The sequence below is a fragment of the Micromonospora sp. C51 genome, assembly GCF_018070435.1.
Lineage (GTDB): Bacteria > Actinomycetota > Actinomycetes > Mycobacteriales > Micromonosporaceae > Micromonospora > Micromonospora sediminimaris.
The window spans coordinates 361,348-373,754 of the sequence record NZ_JAGPXQ010000003.1 but is presented as its reverse complement, the minus strand read 5'-3'; the positions used below and the strand labels follow the sequence as shown (position 1 = coordinate 373,754).

At 67.7% G+C, this 12,407-nt stretch carries 15 protein-coding genes; 8 read left to right on the top strand and 7 right to left on the bottom strand.

The features are described from left to right. Positions 1-116: 116 nt before the first annotated feature. Positions 117-269, bottom strand: a complete 153-nt coding sequence (locus KBX50_RS06890) for a hypothetical protein (protein WP_210935628.1) — start codon at positions 267-269, stop codon at positions 117-119. A gap of 426 nt (positions 270-695) precedes the next feature. On the opposite strand from KBX50_RS06890, the gene KBX50_RS06885 reads away from it, so the two are divergent. After that, positions 696-1,661, top strand: a complete 966-nt coding sequence (locus tag KBX50_RS06885; protein ID WP_210935571.1) for a phosphotransferase enzyme family protein — start codon at positions 696-698, stop codon at positions 1,659-1,661. 91 nt (positions 1,662-1,752) lie between these two features. Here the strand turns inward: KBX50_RS06885 and KBX50_RS06880 are convergent, their stop codons facing one another. Both KBX50_RS06880 and KBX50_RS06875 read right to left on the bottom strand, forming a co-directional pair. Next, positions 1,753-2,400, bottom strand: a complete 648-nt coding sequence (locus KBX50_RS06880) for a DUF2625 family protein (RefSeq protein ID WP_307870869.1) — start codon at positions 2,398-2,400, stop codon at positions 1,753-1,755. A 181-nt stretch (positions 2,401-2,581) separates the two neighbouring features. Beyond that, entirely contained in the window at positions 2,582-3,145 is a 564-nt protein-coding gene (locus KBX50_RS06875; protein WP_210935569.1) for a hypothetical protein, read from the bottom strand. Positions 3,146-3,418: 273 nt separating this feature from the next. Here KBX50_RS06875 and KBX50_RS06870 point away from each other — a divergent pair, with 273 nt between their 5' ends. Both KBX50_RS06870 and KBX50_RS06865 read left to right on the top strand, forming a co-directional pair. Further along, positions 3,419-4,021, top strand: coding sequence for a GNAT family N-acetyltransferase (locus KBX50_RS06870; protein ID WP_210935567.1), 603 nt, complete (start codon positions 3,419-3,421; stop codon positions 4,019-4,021). Between the two features lie 130 nt (positions 4,022-4,151). Beyond that, positions 4,152-4,661, top strand: a complete 510-nt coding sequence (locus tag KBX50_RS06865) for a DUF2199 domain-containing protein (protein WP_307870868.1) — start codon at positions 4,152-4,154, stop codon at positions 4,659-4,661. Between the two features lie 116 nt (positions 4,662-4,777). On the opposite strand, the gene KBX50_RS06860 is transcribed toward KBX50_RS06865, so the two are convergent. Then, complete coding sequence (locus tag KBX50_RS06860; protein ID WP_210935565.1) at positions 4,778-5,188, bottom strand: VOC family protein; 411 nt, start codon at positions 5,186-5,188, stop codon at positions 4,778-4,780. A 157-nt stretch (positions 5,189-5,345) separates the two neighbouring features. After that, positions 5,346-5,915, bottom strand: coding sequence for an NADAR family protein (locus KBX50_RS06855; RefSeq protein WP_210935563.1), 570 nt, complete (start codon positions 5,913-5,915; stop codon positions 5,346-5,348). A gap of 362 nt (positions 5,916-6,277) precedes the next feature. On the opposite strand from KBX50_RS06855, the gene KBX50_RS06850 reads away from it, so the two are divergent. Both KBX50_RS06850 and KBX50_RS06845 read left to right on the top strand, forming a co-directional pair. Then, positions 6,278-6,832: an RNA polymerase sigma factor gene (locus tag KBX50_RS06850; RefSeq protein WP_210935561.1), complete on the top strand. Its 555-nt coding sequence runs from the start codon at positions 6,278-6,280 to the stop codon at positions 6,830-6,832. Further along, positions 6,829-7,896: a hypothetical protein gene (locus tag KBX50_RS06845; RefSeq protein ID WP_210935559.1), complete on the top strand. Its 1,068-nt coding sequence runs from the start codon at positions 6,829-6,831 to the stop codon at positions 7,894-7,896. The genes KBX50_RS06850 and KBX50_RS06845 overlap by 4 nt, the downstream gene beginning before the upstream one ends. A gap of 493 nt (positions 7,897-8,389) precedes the next feature. Here the strand turns inward: KBX50_RS06845 and KBX50_RS06840 are convergent, their stop codons facing one another. Continuing rightward, entirely contained in the window at positions 8,390-9,334 is a 945-nt protein-coding gene (locus tag KBX50_RS06840; RefSeq protein ID WP_210935557.1) for an SdrD B-like domain-containing protein, read from the bottom strand. 433 nt (positions 9,335-9,767) lie between these two features. On the opposite strand from KBX50_RS06840, the gene KBX50_RS06835 reads away from it, so the two are divergent. After that, entirely contained in the window at positions 9,768-10,586 is an 819-nt protein-coding gene (locus KBX50_RS06835; RefSeq protein ID WP_210935555.1) for an MOSC domain-containing protein, read from the top strand. Positions 10,587-10,705: 119 nt separating this feature from the next. Here KBX50_RS06835 and KBX50_RS06830 read toward each other — a convergent pair whose 3' ends face one another. Further along, entirely contained in the window at positions 10,706-11,401 is a 696-nt protein-coding gene (locus KBX50_RS06830; RefSeq protein WP_210935553.1) for a proteasome protein, read from the bottom strand. Between the two features lie 132 nt (positions 11,402-11,533). On the opposite strand from KBX50_RS06830, the gene KBX50_RS06825 reads away from it, so the two are divergent. Together KBX50_RS06825 and KBX50_RS06820 are read left to right on the top strand one after the other, a co-directional pair. After that, a complete protein-coding gene (locus KBX50_RS06825) occupies positions 11,534-11,782 on the top strand; it encodes a hypothetical protein (RefSeq protein ID WP_210935551.1) in 249 nt (82 codons plus the stop codon). 113 nt (positions 11,783-11,895) lie between these two features. Further along, on the top strand, positions 11,896-12,291 hold the full coding sequence (locus KBX50_RS06820; protein ID WP_210935550.1) for a hypothetical protein: 396 nt from the start codon (positions 11,896-11,898) through the stop codon (positions 12,289-12,291). Positions 12,292-12,407: the final 116 nt, after the last annotated feature.

Sequence of the window (12,407 nt, the reverse complement as noted above, 5' to 3'; positions counted from 1 at the left end):
TGATCACTCAGCCGCCGCACGCGTACGGGATCTGCCACCGCCACAGCCTGACCGCCGCGACGCCGCCCGGCCGACAAGCCGAACGGCGTGTCATCCAACACCGCGAACGTTCGTGGTCACGGCACTAGTAGCCCGAAGTAGAAGCTGGTCTCGAAGCCGGGCCGTACGTCGTACCGGTCATAGACCGCTCGCATGCGGTCTCGTCCCGTGCTCCGAAGGCCCACGTAAACCCGGTCGATCACCGGCCGGATCAGCGCTGCGTAGCTCATGCCACCCTTGCCCGCCTGTCGCGATGAGGAAGTCAGAGGATAGATCACCGACCTCGGCTTGGACGACCTGGCTTCCGCTTAGTTCGGGGCGCATGGTCATCGCCACGACCGGCGCTCGACCTCACCGCGCTCCGAACATGATGTGACGCGTGATCGGCGGCCAGATCAGGACGCCGGCTCGGTACGGTGTCGACGTGAGCCGTACCTGCCCTCGTTGTGGGGACCGGGGAGTTCCTCTGCTGTTTGGTCTCCCCGTCCCGGAAGCACGGGAGGCCGCCGCTGACGGGTAACTGGCACTCGGCGGCTGCCTGGTCGATGATGAGCTGCCGAACTGGCAATGCCCGCACCAGCACCGATGGCGCGACCCAGACAAAGAGGCGCGGGCGGCACGACTGGGTCGTGCCCGGTTGTGTTGTAGTGGGCGTCGTGGATGCTGCGGAGTTGGCCGACCGGTTCGGGCTCGGCCGGGCCCGGGAGTTGTCCGACGGGCCGGTCGCTCGGGGCCGGCAGGGCGAGGTGTGGCGGCTTGAGACGGTGGACGGCCGGTGGGCGGTGAAGGTGCCGTTCCACGAGTCTGGCGAGGACCGAGTGCGGGCGTCGACCCGGTTCCAGGAGGCGGCGTGCGCCGCTGGCGTACCGGTGCCGGCGGTGCGACGCGCCACCGACGGGCGTGTCCTGGCCCGGGTGGGTGGCCGGCAGGTGCGGGTGTACGAGTGGATTGATCTCGACGCACCCGATCCGGGTGTGGACCCGGTCCTGGTGGGCGCCGCAGTGGCCGCGATCCACCGGGTGGTGGTCCCTGCCGGTGGTCAACTGGACCCGTGGTACATCGCACCGGTGGGCGCGCCCGCCTGGGACAGGCTCATCGAGCGGCTGCGCCAGGCCGGGGCGCCGTTCGCCGGCCGGCTGGCGGCACTGCGCGACGAACTGGTCGCGTTGGAGTCGTGGCTGGAGCAGCCGGCGACGTTGCGGACGTGTCACCGTGACCTGTGGGCCGACAACATCCTGCGGACGGCCCAGGGCGGGGTGTGCGTGATCGACTGGGAGAACAGCGGACCGGCCGACCCGGGTCAGGAACTCGCCTGTGTGTTGTTCGAGTTCGGCCGGTCAGATCCAGGCCGGGCACGCGCGCTGATGTCGGCGTACGTGGCGGGCAGCGGTCCGGCGACGGTCGCCCGCCCCGGCGATTTCTCGATGCTCATCGCGCAACTGGGCCACATCGCCGAGATCGCCGCCACGGACTGGCTGGAGCCGAATGTTCGTAACCCGGATCGGGCCGGCGCCGCGGCGTGGATCAGCGAGGTGCTCGACGAACCGCACACCCGCGAGGTGCTCTGCGCACTCCTGCACGCGGTTTCCGGCACCACCCCACCCGGGCAACCCGGGCCGTAGCACGCCGGCCGAACCGGGATCCTGGACGGGCCAGCCGCACAGCGCAGGCACGCCTTGTCGGCGGCAGATCAGTGAAGCCCAAGTCGCGTCTCTACGTGTCGCGTTGACCGTCTTGCGTCACGCCGAGCAGGGACATCGCCTCGGACATCGGTACCGGGCGGCGCGATGCCGCGTTGAGATCCTTGCCTTCCTTGGTCCACAGCGGAGGAATGACGTTGATGGCCTCGTCGAGTCGACACGCTCTAACCTCTTCGACCCATCCCTGCCAGCGCAGAGACTCGTAGAACCCCGTCACCGCACCACCGATCATGGCGGCGAGCCAGTCGCCGTAACCCCGCTCGCAGTCCTCCCAGCGCACCGTGTCCGGTGCGAGATACCAGATCGTCGGCTTGCCGCTAGAGTCCGGCATCCAGGCGAACTGACCGCCCAGGACGTCTTGCGCCACGATGACGCCACCGGCGACGTTGTCATTGATCTCGCCGAGACTGGCCAGGTGAACTTCGTCGTTACCTGATCCCAGGACTCGCAGCCACCCATAATCGAGCACCAGGCCACCGCTGCGGTGTACCACCGCACCCAACCATGACCGCGTCGTCACCTGCAGCCGCAGCAGCTCCTCGTCGGCGCGCTGCGAGTTAGCGGCGAGCACGACAACCGGATACGGTGCGGCGGCGACCGCAGTCTCGATCTCGGGCCACGCTGGATCATCGGTATCGACCAGTTCAGTCAGTGAGCGCACACCGGAACCCTACGAAGCGAGCCGCACCGCTCCCGTGCACGCTCATCGGCAGGGCCGCGCGCCGAGCGTTCGGCACGTTGGTCTTACAACGCGACGCCCGGTCGGCGGCATGTCCGTGCGTTGTTGCGGAGATCGACTAGGCAGGACGTCCTCGATGTCGAGTCGAATGACTCGTCGCGTCTCAGGCGTTGGCGGGGCGGTACTCCAAGCCGTCGGCGCGGGGCATCAGGACCGCGGCATACCGCTGATCGCCACTGATACCGCAGTCCTCATCGACTTCGAAACCGATGAGCGCGCGGTGGAACGGCACCTCGCCGTATACGGCAATCGCGACGTCGGCCAGCCACCGGTCGAGCGCGCTACGCCACGTCAACGACTCCACGCCGCTGGATTCGTCGAAGGGATAGCCGCCGATGCGGCGGTCGACTCGGGCCAACGCGCCCAGCGGTAGGTAGAGCTCCAAGGTATCCAGGCCCCCGTAGCGGGACAGGAAACCACCGCAGACGACGCGGGCGCCCGAGGGCAGCGTGAGCGTCCCGCGCAAGTGGCCATGTGCGTGGAGGGCTGCCACGCCAGGCTCGACCGCCGCGAATCCGCTCCCGTCGGCTCGACGCACATGGCAGCCCTGAACGCCGACAGCGCGCCACAGGGACCGTAGGGCCCGGTCGACGTTGTCATCGTCAGCTGCGCCGAGAACCAGGCAGAGTTCGTAGAAGCCGCCCGTCCAGTTCTCGTCGTCGTTCATGTCGTCCGCGCTCCTCACCGCAACACGATCGCCGATTCAGCCGCAGACGTCACCCTGGTTACTCCTCCTGCCCCACGCGTCGAGAAGAGGGCGCGCCGACGCTGACAGCTGTGAACTCTGTGGCGTGAATGTTGGACGATGCCTGAGGATGCGTTCGTGGCCTGTGATCCGTTGCTTGCTCGGGCTCGGGAGGTCTGGCTTGAGATGGCTGGCGTTCCGATGGCCTTTGCCGCTGACGGTGGCATTGACGTAGTCGTCTCGGGGGGATCGCGGTTGTCTCCGCTGGGCTGGGTCGGGATCGTCGCGTTGGGCGACGCCGCGATCGTCACCGTGCCGGCAGACAGCTGGGCCGGGACCGTACGTGAGGTGCTGCGAGGTATACCGGTCGGGGTACTGACCGACTCTGACCGGCTACGCGCCGTCCTGCCGGTCGCCGAGGTGCTGGGTCCGGCGAGTCTGGCCTATCTCGATGAAGGTGACTTCCAGCCGGTCGGACTCGACACCGTGGATGTGGTTCCTGGTGGACATGCCGATCTCGTTAGGCTCCTGGCCTCTGTCCCGGTGGACGACGCCGACGAATGCGGGTTGGCCGATATCACCTCTGCGGCGTTCGTGGTCCGCTGCGGGAATCACGTCGTCGCGGCGGCTGGCTACCGGTGCTGGCCGGGGATGGTGGCTCACATGTGCGTCCTCACCAGGCCAGATCAACGCGAGCGTGGACTGGCACGTGCCGTTGCCTCCGCCGCAGCCGCCGACGGCTTGGCGAACCGGCTGCTACCGCAGTGGCGGGCTCGACCGGAGCCGTCACGCCGAGTGGCGCGGGCGCTGGGCTTCCGCCAGCTTGGCACTCAGCTGAGCATCCGGATCGGAACCTGAGTCCACACACCAGATCGCCAGCCACGCGGGGCCGTGCAGCGCGGCGCGAGTCGCGCCAACTGCGGCATGAGGAACATCGGTTCGCCGACGCCGTCTCAGTAGCTCAGGCAGGGGCTGTACCGTCTCGTCCGTGATCGATCACGGTTTCGTGTGCCACAGTTGTGGTCAGCGCCATGAGGGCCCGCCGTTCTCGTACTGGACCCCAGCCCCGGCCTACTGGCGAGACGGTCTCAACAGCGACGAACGCAGTGTCCTTGAGGACGAGATCTGCATCATCCAGGCACAGCACTACTTCGTCCGTGCGCGTTTGGTCATACCTGTCATTGACGCTGATGCCGTTTTCGAGTGGGGCGTTTGGGTGTCGCTGAGCAGCACGAGCTTCAGCCGGATGCTGGATGTCTGGACGACGCCTGGGCGAGAGCAGGAGCCGGCGTACTTCGGCTGGCTGTCCACCGAGCTTCCGGCCTATCCGATCGAGACGTTGAACCTCAAGACCGAGGTGCACACCGAGCAGGTCGGCACACGACCACATATCGTCCTCGAACCGACTGACCACCCTCTGTCAGTAGAGCAACGCATCGGCATCAGCGTGAAACGAGTCCAGGAAATCGCGGGGCTTCTGCTCCACCACGAGGGCTGACCTCGCCGACGTCACGCGACATCCACGCATTGGCACGACCGATCAGCGGCACCGGCAGCGCACCATCTGCGGCATGAGCGTGCGTCAGCGAGCACAGAAGTCGGGAGAAGTTCCGCCTATCCCAACCTCTCGCGGACGAACGTTGCCAGCGCCTCTCGGGAGGGTTGCCCCCAGCCGATGCAGAACGGGTGGCCGGCTGGATCGGCGTACACCTGGTGCCCCTCGTCGCTTTCCAGGTCACCGGCTTGGAGTAAGCGGGCACCGAGCATCATCGCCTGTTCATGCGCCTGCCTGGGGTTCTCAACGTGGAGGTCCATGTGTACCTGCTGAGGCGCGCCCTCTGGCCAGTCGGGAGGAACGTGCTTCGGCGCGAGCTGGACGCCGATTCGCCACTCACCTGCCGCGTCGATGACGCTGTGGAACGTCTCATCCTTAAAGACGTGCCCACCGAGCATTCCCGCCCAGAACGCACTCTCAGCGTGCAGGTCAGAGGCGTCGAATACGACCACGCTTCGTATCAGTTCCATGACAGTCGATCCTAGGATCGCGGTGGACGGTCGGCCAGATTAGATGCCGCGGCCAGCACGCTCATCGGCACGACCACGCGCTCGACCTCACCGCACTACGTCACGCAACGTGACGCCCGGCCTGCGGCAGATCCGTGCACTCGGCGTCTGGCAGCGGCTACCGCTTTGTCTGGTCCTGGAGGACCTCACGGACTTGCATAAGTGCGAAGCCGAGCAGGTTGAGGCCCTGCCACCGATTCGGATCAAAGGCAGCAGGGTCGTCGCGAGTCAGCCCGATGCCCCAGATCCGGTCCACCGGGCTCGCCTCGACCAGGACCCGTTGTCCGGTGCCGCGCAGGAAGACGCGCAGGTCGGCGTGCTGGCCGAACTTGGCCAGGTTGCCGGCCACCACGATGTCGAAGCGGTGCGCGTCCCACGTTTGTTGATCGAAGTTGGCAACCCGGCCGCCGAGCGCCTTGGCCGCGTGCGGGTGCGGGGCGGTGAGGATCCGCTCGGCGATCGCGTCGTCGCCGAACAGGGTGGCCTTGCGCCACATCATGTAGTGCTCGGCGGTGTCGAAAACGAGGCCGTCTGTTGTGAACGGCGCCGGCCACCACTGGCTCAAGCATCCAGCGCCGACGCTGCCGTCATGCTCCGGCTGGTGCCCCCAGAAGTACAGGAACTTGATCCGTTCTCCGCGCGCCTGCGCGGCGAGTAGATCAGGGACGCTACGCCAGGAACCCAGCATGATCGCGAGTGTGCTCGACCAGTACCGCAGCGCGCCAGCGATTTCGTCTGAGGCGGGAGTGCGAGGAGCTGGTCGGCTCGCCCCGGCCGTCGCGGTTTGTATGACGCTTGGCGCGCGCCTGGCGGCAGAGGCGCGCTTCCCGGGAAAGACGAGCATGTGTAGATGTGCATGGCTTGCTGGCCGTCGATGCGAGCGCAGTGCGTGACACGGCGTGGTTCCAGGCATGAGTTCGTCGCGGTCGACCCGCCGGAACGCCGTGGAGATCGCCCGGATTGGCTGCGGGTAGGCGTCACGTAGATCAAACCGAATCGGCCGGCGGTATTGTGGTGTCACGATGAGTCCGGTGCCGGACATGCAAAGACGTGAGCTCTGAGGACCGGTTTCGGCGCGTCTACGCCAGCAACTTCGAAGCGCTTCTCGCGTACGCGTCACGTCGTGTCGAGCAGCCGGCCGACGCCGCCGACGTGGTTGCGGAGACCTTCCTGGTGGCGTGGCGGCGTAGCGCCGGCCTGCCCGGCGACGATGAGATCCGGCTGTGGCTGTACGGGGTGGCCCGCCGAGTGCTGGCGAACCACCACCGCAGCGGGATCCGCCGTGAGCGGTTGGGTGAGCGGCTCCGGCAATGTCTGACCGCGGTGCCCACGGCCGATCCGGGCAGTGAGGTGCCGCAGCGGCTAGCCGTGCAGGCCGCGCTGCGCCGACTCAACGACACGGACCGGGAGATGCTGCTGCTCACCGTTTGGGAGGGCCTACAGCCCCGGGAGGCGGCGGAGGTGGTCGGGGTGAGCCCGACCGCAGCCCGGACCCGCCTGTCACGAGCGCGGGCCCGGCTGCGCGAACTCATCGGTGACGGCCCTGACGCACCCGGACATGTACTCGATGTCCTGGCCGTACCCGTCCCGAAGGAGGGCAGATGACCGACGAGCACCTCGACCGCCTGGTTCGAGACGCCGACCCCTATCGACCTGAGATCATCCAGCGCCTCGATGGGGCGGATCAGCATCTCCTGGAGGAGATCATGTCCACCCCGAAACTCGACCCGGTGCCGGCGAGACCGCTGCGCCGTAGCCTCGTCCGTCAACTCGCCGGCGCCACGGCCGCTGCGGCGGCCGTGGCCGGCATCATCGCCGCCTCGTCGCTGTGGTCCGCGCAGCCCGACGACCTGTACGCCGGACCGACCGGCCTGCCCGGTGGGGGCACGGCCGCGATCAGCGGGTGGGAACTCGACCTGAAGGCCGCGCAGCAGCACCCACGCCTGCTGATCGATGAGCCGGGCTGGAAGGCGATCAGCGTCTACGGGTTCGCCGAGGAGAGCGGCAACATCGAATTCCAGAACGGGGACCGCAGCCTGCAGATGAACTGGTACCCGGACGAGCAGTACCAGGACTACTACGACGACCGGCTACAGGTCAGCGAACCACAGGTCACCACCGTCGCGAACCGGCCGGCCAGCATCTTCACCTACAGCGAGAACGACATGGCGGCCATGCTCAAGCCGCACGACGGCACCTTTGTCGAGTTGCGAACCGGGGGCAACTGGACGCGGGCCACCTTCAACGGGATCCTCACTCACGTGATCAAGGTGGATGCCGAGTCGTTCCTCAAGGCGTTGCCGCCGGAGATCGTCACGCCGGGTGACGTCCGGGAGGAAGCCGCAAAGATACTCGCCGACATGCCGTCTCCGCCGGGCTTCGACGTGTCGGTATTGGACAACGCCGGGGCCAACGACCCGTACCAGTTCGGTGCCGCAGTGACCGGCAGGGTTACTTGCGACTGGATCGCCGAGTGGATCCGGGCTGACTCCGCCGGCGACGAACAGGCGGTCACGCAGGCAGCCGCAGCGTTGCGCAGCAGCCACCAGTGGAAGGTGCTGCACGACATGAACGACGAAGGTGACTACCCCGAGGTCGTCTGGGAGATCGCCGACAAGGTCGCCGACGGTGAGGTCCCAAAGTGGTACAAGGACGGCCTGGGCTGCTGACCCAGCCGACGGCCAGCGGACCAACAACCGGCGCCTACCGAGTTGCCAGGTGTGACAGAGATCGACACCATCGGGCTGCGGCTCGCACGAAAACCTGCATGAAGGCACCATGAACTCTCCTGCCACAGGGTGCTTCGCGAACCGCTGCTCGTACGAACTCGCCTGGACGACGTGATGGTTGAACCGACCTCCGGCACGACTTTCAGCCAGCGCCTTACCCGACCAGACCCTGTGGCACCACCACTGGCCGTGCGCACTACTTTCGGCACGATCGGACGCAGGGCATCCACGATCTTCGTCACGCCGGGTAGCGCCCGGCCGGCGGCATGAGCGTGAACCTGATCTCGTCGGTGGAAGTGACTCGACGGCGCAGCCGGAGTCGCGGCGCCGAGGCTCCAGCGGGGTGCTGGGACCTCGGCGCCCTTCGCCTTGCTCGACATAGCAGGGGACGCTACAGCCTGCGGTGCTCGGCGGCTGGAGCGATCTCGGTCGATCAGGCCTGCAGGTGTACGCGGCGGCGCCGTGCGACGAGCGCCAGCGCGATGCCCACCGCGACGGCGACCGTACCCGCACCGACGAGCAGCATGGTGTTGTCGCCGGTGACCGGCAGGCCCGGGCCGGCGCTCGACGACGCCGACGGCGAGATGCTGCTCGACGACGACGCCGACGGCGAGACACTCGGCGAGCTCACGGCGACCTTCTTTGCCGGTACGAAGATGTACGGCTCGTCGCTGTCGTCGGCGATAACCTGCGCCGGGGTGTGGTCGTCCTCGCCGTTCTCGCCGGCCAGGGTCTTCCAGCCTGCCGGGGCGGTAAAGGTCAGCAGGACCTCGCCGGCTGGGAGGTGGGCGAGACGGAACAGGCCCTTGGCGTCCGTGACGGCCTCGGCGTACTTCGTCTCGCCGTCGGCACTGGTGGCGACGACCTTGACACCCGAGACGCCGGGCGTCTGGGGCGTCCACTCGGCGTCATAGGACTCACTCTGGAAGACGTAGCCACCGAGATCGTCGAAGGCGCCCGCCACCAGCAGCCGAACGCCGGTGACGTTGTCGGCGTCGTTGGCCTCGCCGTTGTCGGCGGTAAGCTCGAAGGCGACGTATCCGCGGCCCAACTGCCACGCCACGTGGTTGGTCTTGCCGGTGAGCTGAACGGTCTTGGTGGCGCCGGCGGCGAGGTCGAAGCCGGTTGACAGCTCACCGTAGACGACACCGTCGACGCCCTCGCTGTCGCCGCCGGTGTAGTGAACGTGCTTGGCGTCGACGGAGCTCTTGTTCTTCACCGTGACCGTGATGGTGAAGGTCTCGCCCACGGCGTAGTTGGCCTTGTCGGCGGCGGAAGTCACCGCGACATCCGGCTTGGGGTTGGCGGCCAGGGCGGCCGTTGCCGGGAGGACGGCCACGAGCACGCCCGCGAGGGCGGCGGCGGCAAGTGCGCGCATGAAGGTCTCCGTAATGGGGGACGGGAATCAGCGCGATGCTAGCGGCTGGGCAAGTCGCTCCGATGTCCCATGATCGAGAATGTGATCGGAAAGCATCCGATGACGGTTACAGATCGAGTGCACGCACATCGGCATGAGCACGCGGCTTTGTGTTCTTACCGAGGGCTGGGTACCTGCGCACACTGCGATCTCGTCTGTGGGACAGCCACCTGATGATGGATCGAGGTCGCTGCCCACGGTCACGATGACGGGGAACTGGGGAAATGTGAGCCCGTGGTTGGCGGTGCGCGAACCACCTCGGCCAGATGTGCGGTGGACCGGGGAAAAGGCGCTCTTGCGGTGCGGGTCCGCGACCGCGACCGACTCCTCCTCGCCCACCTCGCTACGGGACCGATCGCGGCTATCTTGGGCAGCGCGGACTCAGGGGGTAGTCATGGGGGAAGTGGTGTGGCTGGGTCGGTACCCGGTCAAGTCCATGCGCGGCGAGGGCCTCATCGAGGCGCGCCTGGACGCCTCAGGCGTCGTGGGCGACCGCCGCTGTGCCCTGATCGACGAGGAGACCGGTCTGATCGCCAGCGCGAAGAACCCGCGCAGGTGGCGCGCCCTGCTCTCGATGGCCGCCCGTCACGAGCCGGACGGCCGCGTGGTCGTCACCGGCCCCGACGGCGAGCAGCTTCACACCGGCGCGCCCACCGCCAACTCCGCACTGTCGCGAGCCCTGGGACGACCCGTACGGCTGACCGACACCCTTCCGCAAGACGCGAGCATGGAACGGCTGACCCCGCCGACCGAGCCCGGCACCGGAACGATGACCCACAGCAGCCTCGCGGCCGGCACCCCCGGCAACACCTTTGTCGACTTCGCCGCCGTCCACGTGATCACCACCGCCACCCTGGACGCCTTGGCCCGGCGGCACCCCGGCGGCCGAATGGACCCGCGACGGTTCCGCCCGAACATCGTGGTGCGCTTGGACGACCCCGCACCCTTCGCGGAGAACACCTGGCAAGACCAGACCATGACCGTCGCTGCCCACGCCGAGATCCGCATCGTCGCACCCACCCCGCGCTGCGCGGTGCCCACCCTCGCCCAAGGCACATACCTGCCCGACGACCCAGCAGTGCTACGCACGGCCGCACGGCTCAACCGGGTTCCGGTCTTCGACCTCGGCAAACTGACCTGCGTCGGCGCATATGGCGCTGTCCAACGCGAGGGCCGACTGCGGATCGGCGACCGCGTCATGATCGCCGCCTGACACGACACCCCGAACGTGCGCGGTGCGCCGGCGATCCACCCGAGCCGGAAGCGCGCTCATGTCACGGTGGACACCCCGACGGCCGCCACGATGCCGGTCGTCACTGTCACCCGCCGTCGTCAGTCGAACAGCCGGTCGAGCGCTTCCTGTTCGAGGTCGCACCAGCGCTGGGCGTCCTTCAGCGCCTTGGCGATCTCCTTCTCGTCAAGGTCGTGGGCGCCCTCCTCCCGGATGCACGCGACGTTGAACGGCCCGCCGACCGACGGCGAGGTTCGATCCAGCGCCTCCAACACCCGTACCACGCCCACCACGCCGTACTCGACGGTGCGCGTGGTCATCCGGAAGTGGGACAGCAGCGCGCCGGCCTGCTGGGCCATGGGCGCGCCGGAGCCGATGGCGTGGAAGCCCACGTCCTCATAACGGCCGATGAGCCCGTTGGGGTTGATCTCCACGATCCACGGCCCGCCCTGGCTGTAGCCGGCCGCGAGGAGGTACGCCGACACCCCGCCGCCGTCGTCCTCGCCGGGCACGTCCGGGATGTAGTTCTCGTAGTGCTTCTTGAAGACGGGCAGGACGTGTTCCTGCAACTCGTCGCCGATGTCGGGTGCTTCGAGGATGGCGGTGGCCGAGTCCTCAAGGAGGGGGCGCAGGTCGTTGAGTACTCCCCGCGCGCCGCTGCCGCCCCAGGCGGCGCAGGAGCCCAAGGGGTGCAGCTTCCGGGCGGGGAAGCTCAGACCGCGGTCGCTATCGGTGATCTGGGAGTCCGCGCCGATCACCACCCCGTCGCTGCAGACAACGGCGAGTACGACGGTCATGGGGTCCTCCTGGGCAGGGGTATGGGAGTCGGGCGCGAGGTACCCGGTATCCCGCCTGCCTACACCCCGACAGGTGCCGGCCGTGCGCTGCCCTGAACGGGAGCCCCCTCCGGTCTCCCCACACTGCTTGGCGTGAGACTGCCGGCGTACGCCCGCGGGGTGCTCGCTGTGCAGCGGCGGGCGTTCGATGAAGCTCGTGAGCAGCTGAAGGTGGCTGGCTCGGACGACAGGGCGTTGCTGCCGCTGGGCCAGTTGGCCAGTAACGGTCAAGGAGAGCCGACGGACCCGGTGAAGGTCAGCCAGTTGTACGAACAGGGGGCGCAAGGCGCGTCAAACGTCGTCAACCAGCCACCAACGATGGCGGATGGAGACGCCGTGTGAGCAGGCGCCGACCGGCGTTCCCGCTGGCGGCAGGACAGCGGGGTCTGCGTTCCGCTTCAAACGTCTGGATCCGGTTGCTCGTCGCTGACCAGGAGGTGCAATAGCCTGGCCCAGTGCCGAACGGCGACGAGGATGACGAGCTGCTGTTCGCCGCTCTGGCGTGTTACGAGCGCGCGGTGCACCGGGTGGCGCAGGACTTCGCCCGTCGGGGCGCCGTCATTCAGCCGATACGGGTATACCTCGACGCCCTCGACGCCTTGCATGTGTGCTTCGGCAGGCGTGGACAGGCGCACGAGGGCAGCCTGGGCAGTCTCCGTCCAACCGGCGAGCTGGAGCTGGCGGTTGTCGAGCTGGCCGACCTGCTACAGGAGAAAGAGTTCGATGAGGGCGACACCGCCTGGCCCGGATGTCTGCCCGGCCACTCGCATCCTCCGATCGCAGCCCTCGTCAATGGTGTTGCCTGCTGGCAATGCCCGCAGAGCCACGCATCCGTCTTCCCGATCGGTTAGCCAGTCGGCTGCCGGGAGGGTCAGGGCGGTGGGGACTCCCAGCAGGTTCCAGGGGCAGAAGGGCGAGCCTCAATGTGCCGCAATCGGAGTTGCCATCGGCGTGCTCTCTGCCAGAT

Bases quoted from the DNA above. Each gene is read 5' to 3' on its own strand.
- KBX50_RS06855 (WP_210935563.1), bottom strand. From the start codon at position 5,915: ATGCTGGGTTCCTGGCGTAGCGTCCCTGATCTACTCGCCGCGCAGGCG.
- KBX50_RS06875 (WP_210935569.1), bottom strand. From the start codon at position 3,145: ATGAACGACGACGAGAACTGGACGGGCGGCTTCTACGAACTCTGCCTG.
- KBX50_RS06840 (WP_210935557.1), bottom strand. From the start codon at position 9,334: ATGCGCGCACTTGCCGCCGCCGCCCTCGCGGGCGTGCTCGTGGCCGTC.
- KBX50_RS06845 (WP_210935559.1), top strand. From the start codon at position 6,829: ATGACCGACGAGCACCTCGACCGCCTGGTTCGAGACGCCGACCCCTAT.
- KBX50_RS06890 (WP_210935628.1), bottom strand. From the start codon at position 269: ATGAGCTACGCAGCGCTGATCCGGCCGGTGATCGACCGGGTTTACGTG.
- KBX50_RS06835 (WP_210935555.1), top strand. From the start codon at position 9,768: ATGGGGGAAGTGGTGTGGCTGGGTCGGTACCCGGTCAAGTCCATGCGC.
- KBX50_RS06860 (WP_210935565.1), bottom strand. From the start codon at position 5,188: ATGGAACTGATACGAAGCGTGGTCGTATTCGACGCCTCTGACCTGCAC.
- KBX50_RS06830 (WP_210935553.1), bottom strand. From the start codon at position 11,401: ATGACCGTCGTACTCGCCGTTGTCTGCAGCGACGGGGTGGTGATCGGC.